Origin of the sequence: Flavobacterium croceum DSM 17960 (assembly GCF_002917885.1) — a bacterium.
GTDB lineage: Bacteria > Bacteroidota > Bacteroidia > Flavobacteriales > Flavobacteriaceae > Flavobacterium > Flavobacterium croceum.
In genome coordinates, this window is sequence record NZ_PQNY01000006.1 from 60,964 (window position 1) to 82,914 (window position 21,951).

A 21,951-nucleotide genomic window follows, 5' to 3' on the forward strand; every position below is an offset into this window, starting at 1 on the left:
ATGAATTACGACATAAAAATAAAAGGTAATAAAAACGAAAACGGTTCTATTGAGTTTGACCGTTTGAGTGCATTGACCAAAACCACTAAAGAAATAGCCACAAAAGCTTTGATGTTGCAATTGAGAGGATATAGCGATATAAAACCTGAAAAAAACATACAAAAAGCACTTGAAATAAGGCTAGAAAGTTTAAGTGGAAGCAATAATAGTGGTACTTGTATGACCTTAGACTGTGACCATTTTTATGAAACGATTAAAAAAATTCAATTGGATTTTTTTAAACCTAAAGAGCAATTATTAGATGCAACGCCTATGTCGCTTGTAATTCAATCTTTTCATAGTGCTTTGAGTGATAACCAAAATGAAGCCGATATAGACAAACCTTTGCTAAAATCTCTTTTAAACTTTAAAAAGAATTTTAGTAGTGATGATGATATTTTTTATTTGGCAAATAGAGGAACTATTCCTGAACTAAAATTGACCAAAGAAGATTTTAAAAAAATAAGTTTACTTGAAGATAGTATACCAGAACCAACCAAAGAAATTATAAACGGAAAACTTGACGAAATTAAAGTTTCAAAAGGTAAATTAGGCTTGCAAACCGAGCAAGGTATTATTACGATTATTGCAAAAAATGACAACATTTTACATGCCGTTTTAAAATATATTGGCAAAGAAATTACTATTTCGGGTTTGGCTCATTATAAACCTAATGGCCAATTAAGTTTTATGGAAATTTATGAATTTAGCGAACCTACGGAATCTGATACATATTTTTCTAAAAAACCAGTAGCTATAATTGGGGAACAACAGCTACTCTTTCAAATTAAACAAGGTAAAGGCAAGAGCTCTCTAGATGCATTAGAAAACATGATGGGATTAATGAAAGATGATATTACAGAAGAGCAATTTAATGAAATGCTAAAAGATAGTCATTTATGAAGAATATTGTTTTGGACACTTGTGTTATCATTCACATCATTAGACAATCTATTACCGGGCAAAAATGTATGGCATTATTAAGAGAATTTGACGCTAATGTTAATATCATTATTTCTGTAGTAACCAAAGGAGAATTAGAATCTTTTGCAAAGCAACAAGGCTGGAAACAAGCCAAAATAAATGTTTTGACTCATTTTTTAACACAAGTAACCTATATAGATATTGAAAATGCAGACAAGAGGTTACTAGACAGTTATGCGTATATCGATGCTTTTTCGAAAAGAAAAGTACCCGACGCTCATGGAAACTTAAAAAATGGTGCAGCGCACAAAATGGGTAAAAACGATTTGTGGATTGCCGCTGCTGCACATACTATTAATGCACCACTTGTAACTGCTGATGGCGATTTTGATCATTTAAACGGAACCTTTCTTAATGTAATGAAAGTAGCATGAGTGAAGTAAAAAATATACCTGAGGGTTGGGTAGAAACTACTTTAGAAGCTGTTGCTGAAATAAAATATGGTAAAGATCATAAGCATTTGAAAGATGGTGATATACCTTGTTTGGGTTCAGGAGGCTTTATGAGAAATGTCGACCAAATTTTATATGATAAACCATCTGTCTTAATACCTCGAAAAGGTACAATCTCGAATTTATTTTTCATAGAACAACCGTTCTGGACGGTTGACACTTTATTTTATACTAAAATTGACGAAAGTAAAATAATACCAAAATATCTTTATTTTAAACTAAAGACAATTAATTTAGAAAATTTAAATGTTGGTTCTGCTGTCCCAAGTTTAACGACACCCGTTCTAAATCAGTTGACTATTGACATTCCTAAAAATATAACCGAGCAACAATCAATCGCTGCCATACTAACCTCATTTGATGATAAAATAGAACTGCTACAAGCCCAAAACAAAACGCTTGAAGAAATGGCACAAACTATTTTTACCGAATGGTTTGGGAAATATCGAGTTGATGATGAGTTGCCTGAGGGGTGGAGCGTTGGGAAGTTGGGAGAAGTAATTGAAATTTATGATTCTAAAAGAATTCCATTATCAAAACAAGAAAGAGAAGAAAAAAAAGGAGATTATCCATATTATGGTGCAACATCTGTAATGGATTATATAGATGAATATATTTTTGATGGAATTTATCTTTTATTTGCTGAAGACGGTTCTGTAATTGATACGAATGGAAATCCATTTTTACAATATGTTTGGGATAAATTTTGGGTAAATAATCACGCTCACGTTCTACAAGGCAAAAATGGTTTTTCAACAGAAATACTGTATGTTATTTGTAAAAAAATGAAAGTTTCAGAAATGATTACTGGTGCGGTTCAACTAAAAATAAACCAAGGAAATTTGATAAATTTTGAAATAATAATACCTGAAAAAAGTATTCTTGATAAATTCAATTTAATAATTCAACCTATTTTTTCAAAAATAAGAGCAAACACTATTGAAATCCAAACCCTCACCAAAACCCGTGATACATTATTACCAAGATTGATGAGTGGGGAAATGAGAGTAAAAATGTAATTTTGTAAAAATTTAATATTCAATACAATGATTGTAGATTTTAATATAGAAAACGAACAAATAATTAGTTTATCAGTAATTAAGAAAGAAGATACTTTAAATAGGTATCAACTAATTGATGATGATAAATTTATTTGGATGGAGATTGAAATAAACTCTCCAAATATCACAATAATTCTAAAAGATAATAGAATAATTGAAGATGATGATATCATTGAAAACAAATTAGATAGTTTGCTTTATGTAATTACAGAAATAGAAAAATCAGGAGCAGATAGTTTTAATGACGATCAAACTACAGAGTTAAATCCATACAATCCTGATGAAATTAAAGTGAGAACTGATAAGGTTAATATAACATTATTAAGTACTATGATTGATAATAAGGATATTGATTTAAATCCAGATTTTCAAAGAAACTTAGTTTGGAGTAGCTTCCAAAAATCACGTTTAATTGAGTCAATTTTGTTAAGAATACCGTTACCAATGTTTTATTTTGCAGAAGACAATGAAGGTAAATTATCAGTAGTTGATGGATTACAAAGAATTTCGACCATTAAAGACTTTATGGACAATAAATTTCCTTTGAAAAACTTACAATATTTAGGAGAATCATGTGATAGTAAATATTATAAAAGTTCAGGTAAAAAAATTGGTCTTGATGCCAAGTACTTTAGATGGTTTAACTTGACATCAATCACAGCAAACTTTATTGATCCAAGTTCGCCTTATAAAGTTAAATATGATATTTTCAGAAGAATAAACACTGGTGGGCGACCATTAAATAATCAAGAAATTAGAAATTGTTTAACTGGACAAGTATTAAGAGATTGTTTAAAAGAGATGGTTAAATTAAAAGAATTTAAATCTGCTACAGACAATAGTATTAAAAGCACAAGAATGGATGACCAAGAAATTGCTTTAAGATTTATGATGTTTTATAGTTGGTATAAAAAAGATGGAAATATCAATAGTTATAATGGATACATGGATGCTTCGTTAGATGAATTTACAGAATTAAACATAAAAGCAAAAAAAGAAGATTTAGATAAATATACAAGTTTATTTAGTAATGCAATGAAAAATGCAGAACATCTTTTAGGAAGAAAGTATTCTTTTAGAAAAATTCAACCAAAAGACCTAAAACCTGATGCTTACAAGCAACTAATTAACAAAGCATTATTTGTTTGCTTATCAATATTATTGGCAGACTTTAATCCTGATAAAATTAAAGAACTTAACTCTTCAAATATATTAAGAAATATTTTGGCTGAAAAAATACAGAATGATATTAAATTATTAAATTATTTATCTTATGGAACAAATGGTAAAGCCAATCTGATATACACTTTTGAAACTTTAAAAGATTTAATTTCAACTAATATAAAATCTTAAAATGGAAAATCTTATAATTAAAAATTTTAAATGTTTTAGTGAAATAGCTGTACCAATAAATAATTTGACAATTTTTGCGGGTGGTAATGGAAATGGTAAAAGTTCAGCAATACAATCTTTGTTGCTTTTAAGAAGAACCATTGAACATTGTAGTGAATGGAAAACAGATCATTATGAATACAATAAAATTAATGATTTAAATATCGAGTTAAATGATGTTTATTGCTTGGGATTAGGAAATAGTGAAAACATTTTACATATAGAATATGATTATCCGATAATTGAACTCGGTTTGTCTAATAAAGAAAAAAATTTTGAAATCTGCTATAATGTAAATGATGGTCAAGAACTATTCATCACACCAAGCAGTATAAATTCAAGTTCATATAATTATCCTAAAAATCCAATTCTTTTTCAAGAGTTTTACTATTTAAATGCTGAAAGACTTGGACCAAGAATTACTCAAACTTTAAAATTTTATGATTATTTAAATGTAGGATTTCAAGGTGAATTAACTGCTCAAATAATAGCTGATATTGATTCCTTAGAGAAAAAAAGTAATTTTGAAATAGACAAAGATAGAATACTTGAAAATCCTTCATTTTTGAAAGGAAGTAGATTTTATCATCATGTTAATGCATGGTTAAGTTACATTATTGATGGGGTAACTATAGATGCAAAAAAAGACACAGAAACACATACTGCTAGAATTTGGGTAGAAAATAATTTTTCGCAAGGAAAACCAATATCACCAACAAATACAGGTTTTGGTATTAGCTATTCATTACCAATTATTGTTGCTTGTCTTATAGCTAAAAAAGAAAGAATATTAATTATTGAAAATCCAGAGGCACATTTACATCCTTCTGCTCAATCCAAAATGGGCTATTTTTTGGGTGTAATGGCAAATTCAGGTGTGAAAATAATTGTTGAAACCCACAGCGATCATATTATAAATGGTATTCAAATAGCAGTGGCAAAGAAAGTTATCGATAACTCAAAAGTTACAATTAATTACTTTTACAGAGAACTAAAATCTAAAGAAGAATTAGAAGAAGATAAAGTTTTAGGTGTAAAACAACAACCAACAGTAAAATCAATCTCGATAACCGAAAAAGGAGAATTAAGTGAATGGCCAAAAGGTTTTTTTGACCAAACTCAGATTGATTTTATGGAATTAACTAAAACTAGAAGGAATGTTTAACTTTTATCTATCCCCCATTGGTTATATAAATGCTTCTTCGTCTGAAATTGAAGAAAATTTTATTTTGTTAAATGAGTTAATTATTGATGAACCAAAACCAGAAGATGTATTTTTAAAGAATGAAGATATATGGTTTTTTGAAACTAAAATGGGTATTTTAAGTGATGTTATATTTACTCATTTTGAGGATATCCAATTTGCATGTACAGTAGTACCAAAACTAATAGAATCACTAAAGTCAATAAATGTTATTTATCACTGTACTAATGATTTTGATAATTCAATATTTAAAATATATAATTCGTTTTATGGTGCATCATTTGAAGATGCAATAAATGAAAAGCATATAAATTCTAAATTTAAATATGAAGCTTTTAAATCTAAATATCTTTGGGAATTAACACCTGAAACCTTCTGGGAGAGAAGAGAAATGCTTTTTTCTAACATAGTATTATGCCCTGGTATTGAATACGATTTAAAAAAAATAGGTGGCACTTATTTAACATTAATAAAAGATAAATTAGTTGAATTAGATAGATATGTATCAGAAAATTGGAGTGAAGGTAATTTTAATTACAATGAAGCAAATCAAAAATCATCTCTAGATATTTCTCCTGAATCAAAAAAAACTATGGAACAAAGGAAATATTTTAATCAGAGAATATTTTCTATGCCTGATGGAAGAAGACTCTGTTTTGAACTTCATATCAAAACAAGTGGGAATCTTAGATTTCATTTTTATCCTGAAAACAATAAAATTTACATTGGATATATCGGTAAACATTTAGATACAGATAAATATAATTAATGGCAAATATTTCCGAAAACCACATAGAACAATCGCTCATTGCACAATTGCAAGGACAAGGATACACCTATTATTATGGGCCAGACATTGCACCTTATAGTGATAATGCCCAACGTTTGACTTTTGCTTCGGTTATTTTTGAAAATCATTTTGCAGCCTGTTTAAAAAATCTTAACCCTACTCTACCCGAATCGGCACGTGTAGAAGCGTTTCAAAAAATACTCCACTTGGGTACCGATGATATTATGGAAAACAACGAACGTTTTCATAACTATCTTACCAATGGTGTAACGGTAGAATATACCAAAGGAGAAAATAGCATTGGTATTCCGGTTACTTTACTAGATACGGAGCATATTGAAAACAATAGTTTTTGGGTAGTAAACCAATTAGTTGTTCAAGAAAACAACAACGAAAAACGTTTTGATGTAGTGATTTACATTAATGGTTTGCCATTGGTTTTTATAGAGTTGAAAAATGCTACCGATGAAAAAGCAACTATTTTGAAAGCTTTTCAGCAAATACAAACTTATAAAAGCACCGTTCCAAGTATTTTTTATTACAATGCACTTTGTGTAATTTCTGATGGGATTGATGCCAAAGCATCGAGTATTTCTGCACCTTTTTCGAGATACTTGCCTTGGAAATCTCCAAAAAATAATGATAATGACGTTAAAACCGAGTTGCAAATTCTAACGGAATACATGTTAGATAAAAAAACATTGGTAGAACTGATACGTTACTGTACTGTTTTTGAATCGGAAGAAAAGAAAGACCCAAAAACAGGCTTGATTTTTCAAACCAAAGTTAAAAAAGTAGCCGCATATCATCAATATTATGCGGTTCAAAAAGCAGTTGCACAAACCATACGAGCCACGCACAGCACCGATGGAGATAGAAAAGCAGGTGTGGTTTGGCATACACAAGGAAGCGGAAAATCGTTAACTATGGTTTTTTATAGCGGACAAATTATTACGCATCTGTTAATGGAAAACCCAACCCTTGTAATCTTAACCGACCGTAATGATTTGGACGACCAATTATTTGGGACATTTGGTAATTGCGTTGGTTTGTTACGGCAAAAACCAATACAAGCTGAAAGTAAAGAACATATTAAAGAATTATTAAAAGTTTCTGGTGGTGGTGTAATTTTTACCACTATTCAAAAATTTTCTCCAGAAACAGGCAATGTTTATGAAACGTTGTCGGAAAGAGCCAATATAGTAGTAATTGCCGATGAAGCCCACCGAAGCCAATATGGTTTTGCAGGTAAAGAAGTAGAAACCGAAAACGGAATGGAAACACGCTATGGTAATGCAAAATACTTACGTGATGCGCTGCCAAATGCCTCATACATAGGATTTACTGGAACACCCATAGAAAAAGAAGACAAATCTACACCAGCCGTTTTTGGAGATTATATAGACGTTTACGATATAAAACAAGCCGTTGATGATGGTGCAACCGTACCTATAAGTTATGAATCGCGTTTGATAAAAATAAAATTGGACGATGCTACCACAGCTACAATTGATGCTGAAATTAATGCTATTGCAGATGCTACCGAAGAACAATTGGAAAAAGCCAAACAAAACGTAGCGACTATTGATGCCGTTGTAGGGCATACTGACCGATTGAAAGATATTGCGAGAGATATTGTTACCCATTTTGAAAAACGTCAAGAAGTATTTGAGGGCAAGGCAATGATTGTTTGCATGACCCGAACAATCTGCGCAAAACTATATGATGAAATTGTAGCATTAAAACCAGAATGGCATCATTGTGATATTGACAAAGGGCAACTAAAAGTTGTAATGACTAGCTCGTCTGATGATATTGCTTTGTTACAACCGCATCATACTACAAAAAACGAACGGAAATATTTAGCAACAAGAATGAAAGACCCTAATGATGAATTAAAGTTAGTTCTTGTTAGAGATATGTGGCTTACTGGTTTTGATGCACCAAGTTTAAACACGATGTACGTTGATAAAAAAATGCAAGGTGCAAATTTGATGCAAGCTATTGCAAGAGTAAACCGAGTGTATAAAGACAAACCAGGCGGATTAATTGTTGATTATATAGGAATTGGTCAGGATTTGAGAAACGCAATGGCAATCTATTTACAAAGTGGCGGTGAGGGAACTCCCATATTTGATATAAAAGAGGCTATTGCGGGAATGAAAGAAAAGTTTGAGGTGATAGAGCAAATGTTTAACGGCTATAATTTTAAAGCTTATTTTGTTTCGGAAACAGCTGAGAGGTTACAAATATTACTAGGTGCTCAAAACTTTATATTATCTAGTGATGCTTTAAAAGACCGTTTTTTAAAAGAAGTTACTCTGTTATCGAGATTATTTGCTATGTCTATTCCGAGTGCAGAAGCCGATAGAATAAAAGATGGTGTAGCTTTTTTTCAAGCCGTAAAGTCAAGAATAAATAAGTTTAGTAGTACTGGCATAAAATCAGATTACGAAGTAGAAACTGCTATAAAGCAAATTGTAGATGAAGTACTATCTAGTGATGGTGTGATAGATATTTTTGAAGCAGCAGGAATAAAAGCTCCATCGGTTGGCATATTATCGGACGAGTTTTTATTGGAAGTAAAAAATATGCAACAAAAGAATCTTGCATTTGAATTACTAAAAAAATTATTGAGTGACGAAGTTAAAGTCAGAAAAACAAAAAATCTAGTTCAAGGTAAAAAGTTTTCCGAAATGTTAGAAACGGTTGTGAAGCGTTATCATAATAATCAAATAGATTCTGCACAAGTATTGCATGAGCTATCGGAGATTGCAAAAGAAATGCAATTGGAAGATAAAAAATCTCAAGACTTAGGGCTAACACCTGAAGAATATGCATTTTATAGCGTTTTAAAAGATAACGATTCTACATCTTTTTTGGATGATGATAAAATGAAAGATTTGATACATACGATAGTTGATGTAATACGAAAAAATGCAACTGTAGATTGGAGTAAACGTGATGATGTACGAGCGCAACTGCGCTTAACCGTAAAAAAAATATTAATGCGCTACGGCTATCCACCAGACGTTGCCAAAATGGAAGCTGATAGAGTTATTGCTCAAAGTGAAAGTTTGGCAGATATTTTTAGTAGAGAATAAAAAATATATTAGATATCGTTTTAGAAATTTAGTTGAAGTACCATCTGCTTTTAAAAATTAATTAAACCGTTTTCAAATTACTATTGATTATTTAGATTTAAATTTTGAAATGAAAGTAAAAGGAATTCATTATTTGTACAAATTTATTTATGATTATGTAATTGGATTGAAAAAAATGGAAAATATACCGACTTAATAAACTTTGAAAATATAAAATCTAGTTTACTATTTGTTGTATGTTATTACATAAAAAATTAATAGCAATTTTAATACGAAGTAAAATTCATGTTTTTTATACATTTATAATACTATCAAATGATACTATCATACATGAAATCTTGTAAACTCGATTGTATCTTACAGTATAATAAAAATAGTAATAACGGACTAGTAAAATACCTTTTTGAGTATTTTAAAAAAATTGTGTTATTCACATTGTACGTTTTAGCATATTAGATGGTATAAAAAAAGAGGCTGTTGTATTTGAACATGCCCCCTTTTTTTGTTGGTTCTAATCTTTATACTGCTTTATTTTTTAGCCTTTAAAGCTTTGTATTTATCTGTCATTTCTAAGAAATTGTAAACAGACATCAAATTGCTTTTTACAACCTCATCATCGGGTTTAAGTTCGTAGGCTTTTTCTAGTAATGGCAATGCTTCGTTGAATATTTTTTGTCTGTCGGCTTTTAGTACTTCGTATCTTTTCATATCTTTATCAGATGTACCTAGAGCGTTCATTTCTTTTACAATTTTTGCATCTGGTTTTAATTTTAAATCTGAAAGGTTTAAGTAAGCGTTGTAATAATCAGGTTTTAATTGTATTACTTTGTTGTAATATTTTTCGGCATCTGCATAATTACCCGCTTCTGCAGAAACTACCCCAAGATTGTAAATTAATTCATGATCATTTGGATTTTTTGCTAAAGCTTCGTTTACCAATTCTTGGTATTTTTTCATGTCTTTTAATCGGTAGTACATATTACTTTCTTCGATAATAAGTCCTACATCGTTTGGATTTTCTTTTCTAGCTTCCAAAAATGCAGCTTTAGCCTCATCTGTTCTACCTTTTTCTACCAATATTAACGCGATATTTTTGACAATTTCTCCTTTTTTTGAAGGGATTTTTTCATCACGTGGTTTTTCGTGTGTTCCAGATTGTACAAATAAGTTACGCTCTTCTTTTGTGTTGAACAAATCTTCTTTTTTTGTTTCTTTGTTCGTAGCATAATATGCTGTTCCTTCGCCTGTATATCCTTCTTTTTTCAATGTTTGAAAACATTCTAACGCTTTATCATTTTCTTTTGCTTGGATATAGTAGTTTGCAGCATAGTATAATTTTTCTTTCTCTTTTTTGTCTAATGTATAAGTAGCGTACAACACATCGGCGGTTTCTTTATGCTTTTTCATACCATCGTAGGCAACAACCATTTGCCAAAGCGCAGGTTTAATTCCAGCAACAGTTTCATTAATATCATCTGTATACACTTTTTTACCTGTTTTGGCTTCGTATTCTAAGGTAGCATTCAATCCGGTAGCAAAGTTTGTAATGGCTGTAGGATTTAATAATTTCATTAATTCGGCAGGGTTTGGATTTGGCCCTAAATTGTTCATTTCTATAAAAGGTAACATGGTTTTATAGAAATTTGTATAAACTTTGTCTCCTTCTTCTGTAGCCAAAGTTTCCAATTTTGAAATTGTAGCTTTGTAGGTTGCTAAGTCTTCTCCTTTTATAAAATCTTTTGCGTAAAGTTTTTTTAATGTCTTAAGCTCATCTTTTTGAGCAAAAGTTGCAACTGATAGCATAATAGTACCAGCGACAATTAAATTTTTAATTTTCATAATCTATTACATTTTGTTTTATTGTTTAGTACAATTTTAGAATTGCTCCTAACTTGCAGTAAACTTTTAAATTAAAATTATTCTTCGTTGTTTGATGCTTCAATTTCAGAATTTTCAGATTGATCTTCAGCACTTTCTTCGTCTTCTTTCATTACTTTGGTTACCGCAGCAATAGAATCGTTTCCTTTTATGTTGATAAGTCGAACCCCTTGAGTGGCTCTACCTACTACTCTTAAATCTGACACTTCCATTCGTATAGTTATACCCGATTTATTTATAATCATTAAATCATCTGCATCGGTAACGCTATTTATAGAAACTAAAGCTCCTGTTTTTTCGGTAATATTTAATGTTTTTACACCCTTACCTCCACGGTTTGTAATACGATAGTCTTCTAGTGAAGAACGTTTACCATAGCCTTTTTCAGAAACTACCAATATTTCACTATTCATGTCGTTTACAGAAACCATGCCAATTACTTCGTCTTGATCGTTTGCAAGTGTTATACCTCTTACACCCGATGCTGTTCTACCCATTGGACGTGTTTTGCCTTCTTCAAATCGAACGAGTTTACCGCTACGAACTGCAATAAGTACTTGGCTCTCGCCATTGGTAAGTTTTGCTTCTAATAGTTCGTCGTCTTCTCGAATTGTTATGGCGTTTATACCATTTTGTCTTGGACGTGAGTATTGCTCCAAAGGTGTTTTTTTAACAATTCCTTTTTTGGTAGCCATAATTACATAGTGACTATTTGTGTATTCTTCGTCTTTTAAGTCTTGTGTACAAATAAACGCTTTTACTTTATCGTCTGACTCGATATTTATTAAGTTTTGAATAGCACGCCCTTTACTTGCTTTTGAACCTTCTGGTATTTCGTACACTCTCATCCAAAAACACTTACCTTTTTGGGTAAAGAACAATAAGTATTGGTGATTTGTAGCTACAAATAAATGCTCTAAAAAGTCTTGATCTCTTGTGGCTACTCCTTTTTGACCTACACCACCCCTATTTTGTGTTTTATATTCAGATAATGAAGTTCTCTTAATGTATCCTGCGTGAGATATGGTAATTACTACATTTTCATCGGCAATTAAATCTTCGATACTTACATCGCCTCCAGAATATTCAATTTGAGAACGTCTTTCGTCACCATATTTTTCTTTTACTTCGAGGAGTTCTTCTTTAATTAAATTCATTCTTAAATCTTTGTTGTCTAACAAATCTTTTAAGTGCTGAATTAATTTCATGATTTCCTCATATTCTGCACGCAATTTATCTTGTTCAAGACCTGTAAGTTGTCTTAAACGCATTTCTACAATAGCACGAGCTTGAATTTCAGATAAATTAAATCGCTCTATAAGTTTGGCTCTTGCTTCGTCGCCATCTTTTGAAGCTCTTATTAATGCAATAACCTCGTCAATATTATCGGAAGCAATAATTAAACCTTCTAATATATGTGCACGTTCTTCGGCTTTTCTTAATTCATATTTGGTACGTCTTACAACAACATCGTGACGGTGTTCTACAAAATAGTGAATTAAATCTTTTAAATTCAACATTTGCGGTCTACCGTTTACCAAAGCAATATTGTTCACGCTAAATGAAGATTGGAGTTGGGTATATTTAAAAAGCATATTGAGTACTACATTGGGTACTGCATCTCTTTTTAATTCGTAAACAACACGCATTCCGCTTCTATCCGACTCGTCGCGAATGTTTGATATTCCTTCAATTCGTTTATCATTGATAAGATCGGCGGTTTTTTTAATCATTTCCGCTTTATTTACCTGATAAGGTATTTCGGTAACAATTATCGCTTCTCTTCCGTTTACTTCTTCAAAACCTACTTTGGCTCTTAGCACAATGCGTCCTCTACCCGTTTTAAATGCTTCGCGAACGCCATCATAGCCATATATTACACCTCCTGTAGGAAAATCGGGAGCTTTGATGTGTTGCATTAACTCATCAATTTCAATTTCTGTATTGTCAATATACGCTAAAGTTCCATCTACTACCTCAGATAAATTATGTGGAGGCATATTGGTAGCCATACCTACAGCAATACCCGATGCTCCGTTGATAAGCAGGTTTGGAATACGAGTAGGCATTACGGTAGGCTCTTGTAATGTATCGTCAAAATTAAGTTGAAAATCTACCGTTTCTTTATCAATATCTGCCATTATGTCTTCTGACATTTTTTTCATACGCGCTTCTGTATAACGCATAGCAGCAGGGCTATCACCATCTATAGATCCAAAGTTACCTTGCCCATCTACCAATAAGTAGCGTAAACTCCATTCTTGAGCCATACGCACCATAGCATCGTATACAGAAGAATCTCCGTGTGGGTGGTATTTACCTAGAACTTCTCCAACAATTCTAGCCGATTTTTTATGTGCTCTATTTGAAAAAACGCCCAAGTCATACATTCCGTACAAAACTCTTCGGTGTACTGGTTTTAAACCATCTCTCACATCTGGTAAGGCTCTGGAAACAATTACTGACATCGAATAATCGATGTAGGCAGATTTCATTTCGTCTTCTATGTTAATAGGAATCAGCTTTTCTCCGTCTGACATATTCTTATATTTAAAATTTAATAATTAAAATTCAAACGTGCAATATACAGCTTTTTTTATTTTTTTAACGTGTTTTTTTGTAGTATTTTACGGTTTTTATCAACAAAAAATATCTTTGTATTGGTTGATAAAAAAGTAAAGATTGTCTTTTTTATGTTTTGTTATTTTTGTCTATTAGCTGACACAAAATAGTATTGCACGGTTTTTGTTTAGAATTTAAAACAATAATTATTATTTTTACAAAAAAACTATATTGATTTCTATTATGGATGATAATTTTTCTCCAAGGGTAAAAGATGTAATAGCATACAGTAAAGAAGAGGCATTAAGGCTTGGTCATGATTATATTGGCACAGAACACCTTATGCTTGGCATTTTGCGCGACGGTAATGGTAAAGCTATTTCAATCTTAAATAATTTGAATGTAGACTTAGATTTATTAAGACATAAAGTAGAGGTGCTAAGCCCTGCCAATACTACGCCAGATATTAACATCGAGAAAAAGAATTTACACCTTACACGTCAGGCAGAAAGAGCTTTGAAAACAACTATTTTGGAGGCCAAAGTGTTCCAAAGTTCTTCTATAAGTACAGCTCATTTACTTTTATGTATTTTAAGAAATGAAAATGACCCTACAACCAAATTGCTTAATAAATTAAAAATTGATTACGAATCAGCTAAAGAACAATATGTAAATATGACACCACAAGAAGAAGATTTTTCAGATAATTTGCCAAGAAACGAATCGTACCATGAAGATTCAGGAAATGATGAGGGTATGAAAGAAGGAAGTTTTAATAGTCCGAGTGGTAAAACCAATAAAAAGTCTAAAACTCCTGTATTGGACAACTTTGGGCGAGATTTAACAGAACTTGCCGAAGAAGGTAAACTCGACCCTGTAGTAGGTAGAGAAAAAGAAATTGAACGAGTTTCTCAAATACTTAGCCGAAGAAAAAAGAACAATCCATTACTTATTGGAGAACCTGGAGTTGGTAAATCGGCCATAGCCGAAGGCTTAGCGCTTCGAATTATACAAAAAAAAGTATCTCGCATTTTATTTAACAAACGTGTTGTTACGCTAGACTTGGCTTCGCTTGTAGCAGGCACAAAATATAGAGGGCAGTTTGAAGAACGTATGAAAGCCGTGATGAACGAGCTTGAAAAAAATGACGATATTATTTTATTTATAGATGAAATTCACACAATTGTAGGTGCTGGAGGAGCAACAGGTTCTCTCGATGCTTCGAATATGTTTAAACCTGCTTTAGCTCGTGGCGAAATACAATGTATTGGTGCTACAACCCTAGACGAGTATAGACAATATATTGAAAAAGATGGCGCTTTAGAAAGAAGATTTCAAAAAGTAATAGTAGAACCTACATCGGTACCTGAAACCATTACTATTCTTAACAATATTAAAGCTAAATATGAAGATCATCACAATGTAATTTACACGCCAGAAGCTATAGAAGCTTGTGTAAAACTTACAGATCGGTATATGTCTGAACGCTTTTTGCCAGATAAAGCAATTGACGCTCTAGATGAAGCAGGTTCTCGTGTTCATATTACGAATATTGATGTACCAAAACAAATACTCGATTTGGAAAGACAACTTGAAGAAGTGCGTGAACAAAAAAATTCGGTTGTTAAAAAACAAAAATATGAAGAGGCTGCCAAATTGCGTGATGATGAGAAAAAAATAGAAAAAGATTTGGCTATTGCCCAAGAAAAATGGGAAGAAGACTCTAAAAATAATAAAATAGAAGTTACCGAAGACAATGTTGCTGATGTAGTTTCTATGATGACCGGAATTCCTGTAAATAGAATTGCACAAACAGAAAGTAATAAACTTGCTAATTTGCCCGATTTAATAAAAGGTAAAGTTATAGGTCAAGACGAAGCCGTGTTGAAAATTGCTCGTTCAATACAAAGAAATCGTGCTGGCTTAAAAGATCCAAATAGACCTATTGGTTCGTTTATATTTTTAGGGCAAACAGGCGTTGGAAAAACACAGTTGGCCAAAGTAATAGCCAAAGAACTATTCGATTCTGAAGACGCACTTGTTCGTATCGATATGAGTGAGTATATGGAAAAGTTTGCTATATCTAGATTGGTAGGTGCGCCTCCAGGATATGTTGGCTATGAAGAAGGCGGACAATTAACAGAAAAGGTAAGAAGAAAGCCTTACTGTGTTGTTTTACTCGATGAAATAGAAAAAGCACATCCAGATGTATTTAACATGATGCTTCAGGTTTTAGACGATGGCTATTTAACCGATAGTTTGGGCAGAAAAATCGATTTTAAAAATACCATTATCATTATGACTTCGAATGTTGGTGCACGCCAACTTAAAGATTTTGGACAAGGTGTTGGTTTTGGAACTTCTGCCAAAGTAGCGCAAGCAGATGAACATTCAAAAAGTGTGATTGAAAATGCTTTAAAGAAAACTTTTGCTCCAGAATTTTTAAATAGAATAGATGATGTTATTGTATTTAATGCTTTGGAAAAACATGATATTGACAAAATTATCGAAATTGAGCTTAAAAAACTATATGCTCGTATTGCAGATTTAGGCTATAAATTGATTTTGACCGATAGTGCTAAAGCGTTTATTGCCGAAAAAGGCTACGATAAGCAATTTGGAGCTAGACCTTTGAAAAGAGCTATTCAAAAATATGTAGAAGATACTTTGGCCGAAGAAATTATTACATCAAAAATTATGGCAGGCGATGAAATTATCATGGACAAAGAAGAAGGAATAGAAGAGCTTAGTGTACAAGTAAATAAGGCTGAAAGTGAAGCTTAAAAATACTTTTTTATACAAAAAACAGGTTTAAAATTTCAAGAAACCTTCTCCAAATAAAAAAAGCATCGATATTTTTCGATGCTTTTTTTATTTGATTTTGTAAAAACACTAAATTTGTGAACTTTTTACACATCATGAGTACACACAATCATAGCGACCTTCATAGTAAACTTAGTTTAGGAGGTCTATTAGTTACCCTTGGCATTATCTATGGAGATATCGGTACTTCTCCACTTTATGTAATGAAAGCCATTCTTGGAAATTATGCAATTACTTCAGATATAGTTTTGGGCGGAATTTCTTGTATATTTTGGACACTTACATTGCAGACTACATTAAAATATGTAATTATTACCTTAAGTGCCGATAATCATGGTGAGGGTGGAATTTTTGCATTATATGCCTTAGTAAAGCGAACCAAAATAAAATGGCTCATCGTGCCTGCAATTATTGGAGGTAGTGCACTACTTGCAGACGGTATTATTACCCCTCCAATCTCGGTTTCATCTGCTGTAGAAGGTATAAATAACTTTTTGCCTATGGAAACCTCAACCATACAAGCCATTGTTATTGGTATTTTAATTGTGCTATTTACCATTCAGCAATTTGGAACTAAATTGGTGGGTAAATTCTTTGCTCCTATGATGCTTGTTTGGTTTAGTATGTTGGGAATTCTTGGCATGATACATATTTTTGATGATTTATCTGTACTCAAAGCGATAAACCCTTATTACGCATACCATTTACTTCAAGCACACCCAGAAGGTTATTTTGTGTTGGGCTCTGTGTTTTTATGTACTACAGGAGCCGAAGCTTTATATTCTGATATGGGGCATTGTGGAAGAAAAAATATTAGAATAAGTTGGATATTTGTAAAGCTAATGTTGTTACTTAATTATTTTGGACAAGGTGCTTACTTAATTACTCATGAAGGTAAAACTTTAAAACAATTAGGTGGCGAAGCTGGAAATCCATTTTATTTAATTATGAGTGATTGGTTTCAACCTATTGGGGTTGTAATTGCTACACTAGCTGCTGTAATTGCTTCGCAAGCCTTAATTAGTGGTTCATTTACTTTAATAAATGAAGCTATGCGACTTAATTTTTGGCCCAAAGTTAAAATTAATTATCCTACCGAATTAAAAGGACAACTGTATATACCATCTATAAATTGGCTATTATTACTTGGTTGTATTGGTATTGTTTTGTACTTTAAAGAATCTGGAAATATGGAGCATGCCTATGGCTTAGCTATTGTGCTTTGTATGATTATGACTACCATATTACTTACTTTCTATTTAATATTGAAGCGTGTAAATATGTCTTTTATTATTCCTCTTATCGCTATATATTCTATCATAGAATTTAGCTTTTTGGGAGCAATTTTGCCGAAATTTACACACGGAGGTTTTGTTACTTTAATTATAGCTTCGTTACTCATTGCAATTATGGGAACTTGGTTTATGGCAAAACGCATTAGTAAGAATTATACTAAAATTGTAAAAATTGAAACCTACAAAAAAGTATTGGCCGAGTTGAGTTTGGATCTATCTATTCCGAAATATGCTACACATTTGGTATATATGACCAATTCGAATAGAATAGATGAAATTGAAGAAAAAGTAATGTATTCTATTTTACAAAAAAGACCTAAAAGAGCCGATATTTATTGGTTTATACATGTTAATATTTTGGGGGAGCCATATAGAAAAGAATACCGAGTTTCAGAAATTATTAAAGACGATATTTATAGAATTGATTTTTATTTAGGATTTAGAGAACCTACAAAAATTAATTTGATGTTTAAGGAAGTAATTAAAGATATGGTAAAAAATGGCGAAGTAGACATTACAAGTCGTTACGAATCTTTAAATAAAAATAATATTATAGGAGACTTTAAATTTGTACTATCAGAAAAATTCTTATCTAATGATAGTGACTTAACTTTCTTTGAAAACATTGTTATGAACTCTTATTTCTTCCTTAAAAAATTCAGTTTATCTGAAGAAAAAGGTTTTGGATTGGATAGTAGTTCTGTAAAAATAGAGCAATTCCCTCTTGTTTTACACGCACCAGAAATTATTGGAATGAAACGTGTCGAGAATTTTCATTCACATAATTAAAAATAATATTCTACAATAAAAAAGGTTTAATGAAATTGAACATGCCCCAAAAAGTTAGACACTATTTGGGGCATTTTTTATACCTATTAATATTTTAGAAATCAAGATAAGGCTTTATATTCTATTAAGGCTGCCTTTAATATTTCACACGATTTTACCAAGTCTTCCTTCTTTAACACATACGCAATACGAACTTCAGATAAACCTATATTTGGCGTAGAATAAAAACCAGCAGCAGGCGCTACCATAACAGTTTCGTTGTTAAGTTCAAAAGATTCTAATAACCATTGAGCAAAATCGTCGGCATTGTTTACTGGCAATTTAGCTATACAATAAAAGGCTCCCTTGGGTACAGCTACAGTAACACCTTCTATTTTATGTAACTCTCGTACCAATACATCGCGACGTTCTTTGTATTCTTCAATCACTTCATCAAAATAACTTTTTGGCGTATCTAGAGCTGCTTCACTTGCTATTTGTTCATACGTTGGAGGACTTAACCTAGCTTGGGCAAATTTTAAAGCTGCCGTCATCACTTCTTTGTTTTTAGAAACTATACAACCTATTCTGGCGCCACACATACTGTAACGTTTAGAAACAGAATCTATCATAATTGCATGGTTTTCGATACCTGCAATATTCATAATAGAATAATGTTGCTCATTATCGTACACAAATTCGCGATACACTTCATCAGCTATTAAAAACAAATCATGTTTTTGTACCAAACTTGCCAATTGTTGTATTTCTTCTTTAGAATATAAATACCCCGTAGGATTACCTGGATTGCAAATAAGTATCGCTTTGGTTTTATTGGTAATTAGTTTTTCAAAATCGGATATTGGAGGCAATGCAAAACCATTTTCAATTCCCGAAACTACAGGCACTACTTTTACTCCAGATGATACTGCAAAACCATTATAATTTGCATAAAATGGTTCTGGAATTATAATTTCGTCTCCTGCATCCATAGTACTACCTAGCGCAAATAACAAAGCTTCAGATCCTCCTGTAGTTACAATAATATCTTCTGTAGCTATTGGTAAACCTATTTTTTGATAACTCGCCGCAAGTTTATTTCTATAACTTTCAAAACCAGCCGAGTGACTGTATTCAAGTATTGTAATATTGGTATTTTTTATAGCATCGAGTGCTACTTGTGGTGTTTTTATATCGGGTTGTCCTATATTTAAATGGTACACTTTTCGTCCTTTTTTCTTAGCAGCTTCTGCATAAGGTACTAATTTGCGTATGGGAGATTGAGGCATCTCCATTCCTTTTCTAGAAATATTTGGCATGATTTTTTATTTTTGAAATGCAAATTTGCAATTTTTTTGTTTAAAATCTATGTTTTAACTGTAAATATCATACCTTTTTAATAACTTTATAAAAATATAGTTTTATGCTCAAATACAAGCTACTATTTTTATTGTTGCTATACTCTACCATATCTACTGCACAAAGTGGATTTCATTGTAATACTACCAAAGATAAAATTGTAATACAAGCTCAATTTATTAACAATCTTGTTATTATTCCTCTAGAAATAAATGGGGTTAAACTAAATTTTCTGTTGGACACAGGAGTAAAAGAAACGGTTTTATTTAGCTTAGAAGATTCTAATACCGTTAATTTTTCAAATATAGAAAGTATAGAGATAACAGGTTTTGGTAAAAAAGATCCGTTTTTGGGTTATCGTTCTGTAGATAATAAAGTTTCTATTAATGGATATACCGATGAAAATCATACCTTATATTTAGTACTCGATGAAGATATAAATATTTCTTCTCAACTTGGTGTTACTGTAAATGGTATTATTGGGTATTATTTTTTTGAAAATTATCCAATACAAATTGACTATCAAAAGCATCAAGTAATAGTATATAATACTGTATCTAAAAAATGGAAAAAGAAATTAGAAACAAAGTATACTTCTATACCTCTTACTTTTGACAAAGGCAAACCTTACATTGCTATTGAAAAAATTAACGATGTGGTGCTTGATAAAAGTAAAAATAATTTTTTGGTAGATACAGGCAATGGAGATGCCTTTTGGGTATTTCATCATGCAGAAATTAAAATTCCCGAAAAAACAATTTCTGATTATTTAGGTAAAGGAGCTAGTGGTGAGGTGTATGGACTTAGAGGTAGATTGAAAGAGGTTAAGTTTGGAACTTACAACATAAAAGAACCTATTGTTGCTTTTCCGGATTCTTTATATATACAAAATATTAATTCATTGAGTAGCCGAAAAGGCTCTGTAGGTGGCGAGTTATTGAGTCGTTTTAATCTCGTTTTTGATTATCAAAAGGAAAAGTTATATGTAAAACCTAATAAAAAATATCAAGATCCATTTCAATACAATATGTCTGGTATAGAAATAGGACATCAAGGACTTGAATGGGTTCAAGAAAAAATTCAAAGCAATTTATCTAATTCTAAAGGAGAAAAAGTAATACAAGATTTTAGCTACAAGTTTGATTTAAAACCAATATTTGTAATTACTGCCATTAGACCAAACTCTCCTGCAGAAAAAGCAGGCATACAAAAAGACGATATTATAAAATCTATAAATGGAACTCGTTGCTATAATTATTCGCTTCAAAAAATAAATGAAATGTTAAAAGAAGAAGAGGGAAAAACAATTCGGTTGGAAATTACTCGAAAAAATATAGAATTAGAAATCAATTTTAAGTTGGAAAAGATATTATAAAATTAATCAACAATCACTCTTTCTTAAGAAACCAGCTCGATACCTTGTGGAGTAATACGAATTTTGTGCGCTTTGTATAACGAACCTATAGCTTTTTTAAACGATTTTTTACTCATTTTTAAAACTGTTTTTATTTCTTCTGGGTGTGAATCATCGTTTAATGCTAAAAAACCTTTATTTGCTCTAAGTTCTTCCAAAATTTGCTGAGCTGCAGGTTCAATATTGTCTACACCTATTGGATGAAACACAACATCTATTTTGCCATCGGGTCTGATATTTTGTATGTAGGCTTTTCGCTTTTTACCTAGTTTTAAATCGTTTTCATAAACTTGATTGGCATATACCAAACCTTTATATTTATTTTCGATAATTACATTAATTCCTGCATCTGAAAAATGAGAAATCATAACCTCAACTTCTTGCTTGGGTTCTAATTCTATATTTTTAGTTTCAAAAAACTGATTGGTTTTACTAGAAGCTACCAATCTGTTGGTTTGATCGTCTAGATAGACATATATTAAGTATCGTTTGTCTTTTTCCATAGGGTTTGCTTGCTCTTTAAACGGAACAAACAAATCTTTTTCCAATCCCCAGTCTAGAAAAGCACCAAATTTGTTGATGTAATTTACTTTTAAATGCGCAAATTCATGAAGTTGTACATAAGGCTTTAATGTAGTAGCCACCAAACGCTCTTCGTGATCCAAATAAATAAAAACGGATATCTCCTCGCCTATTTCATAACCCTTGGGTACATATTTTTGAGGTAATAAAACGTCTTGATTGCCATCGGTTAAAAACAAACCTACTTTGGTAGCTCTATCTATAGTTAATGTATTGAATTTTCCTATTTGCATAAATACTTTTT

General features: G+C 31.6%; 14 protein-coding genes. 10 read left to right on the forward strand and 4 right to left on the reverse strand.

Features of this window, described 5'->3' with window-relative positions:
* Genes Q361_RS05810 through Q361_RS05840 form a run of 7 tightly spaced genes read left to right on the forward strand, consistent with a single transcriptional unit; the run spans window position 1 to window position 9,026 of the window.
* Window positions 1-942, forward strand: a complete 942-nt coding sequence (locus tag Q361_RS05810; RefSeq protein WP_103725777.1) for a hypothetical protein — start codon at window positions 1-3, stop codon at window positions 940-942.
* Complete coding sequence (locus Q361_RS05815) at window positions 939-1,397, forward strand: type II toxin-antitoxin system VapC family toxin (protein ID WP_103725778.1); 459 nt, start codon at window positions 939-941, stop codon at window positions 1,395-1,397. The genes Q361_RS05810 and Q361_RS05815 overlap by 4 nt, the downstream gene beginning before the upstream one ends.
* The gene (locus tag Q361_RS05820; protein ID WP_103725779.1) at window positions 1,394-2,494 is read left to right on the forward strand and encodes a restriction endonuclease subunit S; all 1,101 of its coding nucleotides are present in this window, start codon (window positions 1,394-1,396) and stop codon (window positions 2,492-2,494) included. Before Q361_RS05815 ends, Q361_RS05820 begins: the two co-directional genes overlap by 4 nt.
* A 27-nt stretch (window positions 2,495-2,521) precedes the next feature.
* Entirely contained in the window at window positions 2,522-3,889 is a 1,368-nt protein-coding gene (locus Q361_RS05825) for a DUF262 domain-containing protein (RefSeq protein ID WP_103725780.1), read from the forward strand.
* A gap of 1 nt (window position 3,890) precedes the next feature.
* Entirely contained in the window at window positions 3,891-5,093 is a 1,203-nt protein-coding gene (locus Q361_RS05830; RefSeq protein WP_103725781.1) for an AAA family ATPase, read from the forward strand.
* A complete protein-coding gene (locus Q361_RS05835; RefSeq protein ID WP_103725782.1) occupies window positions 5,086-5,901 on the forward strand; it encodes a hypothetical protein in 816 nt (271 codons plus the stop codon). Before Q361_RS05830 ends, Q361_RS05835 begins: the two co-directional genes overlap by 8 nt.
* Entirely contained in the window at window positions 5,901-9,026 is a 3,126-nt protein-coding gene (locus Q361_RS05840; protein WP_103725783.1) for a type I restriction endonuclease subunit R, read from the forward strand. Before Q361_RS05835 ends, Q361_RS05840 begins: the two co-directional genes overlap by 1 nt.
* Before the next feature lie 528 nt (window positions 9,027-9,554).
* Here Q361_RS05840 and Q361_RS05845 read toward each other — a convergent pair.
* Window positions 9,555-10,865: a tetratricopeptide repeat protein gene (locus Q361_RS05845; protein ID WP_103725784.1), complete on the reverse strand. Its 1,311-nt coding sequence runs from the start codon at window positions 10,863-10,865 to the stop codon at window positions 9,555-9,557.
* 77 nt (window positions 10,866-10,942) lie between these two features.
* Window positions 10,943-13,444 carry a DNA gyrase subunit A gene (gene gyrA, locus Q361_RS05850; RefSeq protein WP_103725785.1) on the reverse strand — a complete coding sequence of 834 codons (2,502 nt, stop codon included), beginning with the start codon at window positions 13,442-13,444 and terminating at the stop codon, window positions 10,943-10,945.
* A 265-nt stretch (window positions 13,445-13,709) separates the two neighbouring features.
* On the opposite strand from gyrA, the gene Q361_RS05855 reads away from it, so the two are divergent.
* Both Q361_RS05855 and Q361_RS05860 read left to right on the forward strand, forming a co-directional pair.
* Entirely contained in the window at window positions 13,710-16,250 is a 2,541-nt protein-coding gene (locus tag Q361_RS05855; RefSeq protein ID WP_103725786.1) for an ATP-dependent Clp protease ATP-binding subunit, read from the forward strand.
* 134 nt (window positions 16,251-16,384) lie between these two features.
* Entirely contained in the window at window positions 16,385-18,373 is a 1,989-nt protein-coding gene (locus tag Q361_RS05860; protein ID WP_103725787.1) for a KUP/HAK/KT family potassium transporter, read from the forward strand.
* A gap of 101 nt (window positions 18,374-18,474) precedes the next feature.
* Here the strand turns inward: Q361_RS05860 and Q361_RS05865 are convergent, their stop codons facing one another.
* Complete coding sequence (locus Q361_RS05865; protein ID WP_103725788.1) at window positions 18,475-19,671, reverse strand: pyridoxal phosphate-dependent aminotransferase; 1,197 nt, start codon at window positions 19,669-19,671, stop codon at window positions 18,475-18,477.
* 104 nt (window positions 19,672-19,775) lie between these two features.
* On the opposite strand from Q361_RS05865, the gene Q361_RS05870 reads away from it, so the two are divergent.
* The gene (locus Q361_RS05870; protein ID WP_103725789.1) at window positions 19,776-21,086 is read left to right on the forward strand and encodes a PDZ domain-containing protein; all 1,311 of its coding nucleotides are present in this window, start codon (window positions 19,776-19,778) and stop codon (window positions 21,084-21,086) included.
* A 23-nt stretch (window positions 21,087-21,109) separates the two neighbouring features.
* On the opposite strand, the gene Q361_RS05875 is transcribed toward Q361_RS05870, so the two are convergent.
* On the reverse strand, window positions 21,110-21,940 hold the full coding sequence (locus tag Q361_RS05875; protein WP_103725790.1) for a CvfB family protein: 831 nt from the start codon (window positions 21,938-21,940) through the stop codon (window positions 21,110-21,112).
* Between the last annotated feature and the right edge of the window lie 11 nt (window positions 21,941-21,951).

Excerpts from the sequence above, each read along its gene's own strand:
- Q361_RS05830 (WP_103725781.1), top strand. The coding sequence starts at position 3,891 with ATGGAAAATCTTATAATTAAAAATTTTAAATGTTTTAGTGAAATAGCT.
- Q361_RS05870 (WP_103725789.1), top strand. The coding sequence starts at position 19,776 with ATGCTCAAATACAAGCTACTATTTTTATTGTTGCTATACTCTACCATA.
- Q361_RS05835 (WP_103725782.1), top strand. The coding sequence starts at position 5,086 with ATGTTTAACTTTTATCTATCCCCCATTGGTTATATAAATGCTTCTTCG.
- Q361_RS05845 (WP_103725784.1), bottom strand. The coding sequence starts at position 10,865 with ATGAAAATTAAAAATTTAATTGTCGCTGGTACTATTATGCTATCAGTT.
- gyrA (WP_103725785.1), bottom strand. The coding sequence starts at position 13,444 with ATGTCAGACGGAGAAAAGCTGATTCCTATTAACATAGAAGACGAAATG.
- Q361_RS05855 (WP_103725786.1), top strand. The coding sequence starts at position 13,710 with ATGGATGATAATTTTTCTCCAAGGGTAAAAGATGTAATAGCATACAGT.
- Q361_RS05815 (WP_103725778.1), top strand. The coding sequence starts at position 939 with ATGAAGAATATTGTTTTGGACACTTGTGTTATCATTCACATCATTAGA.
- Q361_RS05820 (WP_103725779.1), top strand. The coding sequence starts at position 1,394 with ATGAGTGAAGTAAAAAATATACCTGAGGGTTGGGTAGAAACTACTTTA.
- Q361_RS05860 (WP_103725787.1), top strand. The coding sequence starts at position 16,385 with ATGAGTACACACAATCATAGCGACCTTCATAGTAAACTTAGTTTAGGA.
- Q361_RS05865 (WP_103725788.1), bottom strand. The coding sequence starts at position 19,671 with ATGCCAAATATTTCTAGAAAAGGAATGGAGATGCCTCAATCTCCCATA.
- Q361_RS05810 (WP_103725777.1), top strand. The coding sequence starts at position 1 with ATGAATTACGACATAAAAATAAAAGGTAATAAAAACGAAAACGGTTCT.
- Q361_RS05825 (WP_103725780.1), top strand. The coding sequence starts at position 2,522 with ATGATTGTAGATTTTAATATAGAAAACGAACAAATAATTAGTTTATCA.
- Q361_RS05840 (WP_103725783.1), top strand. The coding sequence starts at position 5,901 with ATGGCAAATATTTCCGAAAACCACATAGAACAATCGCTCATTGCACAA.
- Q361_RS05875 (WP_103725790.1), bottom strand. The coding sequence starts at position 21,940 with ATGCAAATAGGAAAATTCAATACATTAACTATAGATAGAGCTACCAAA.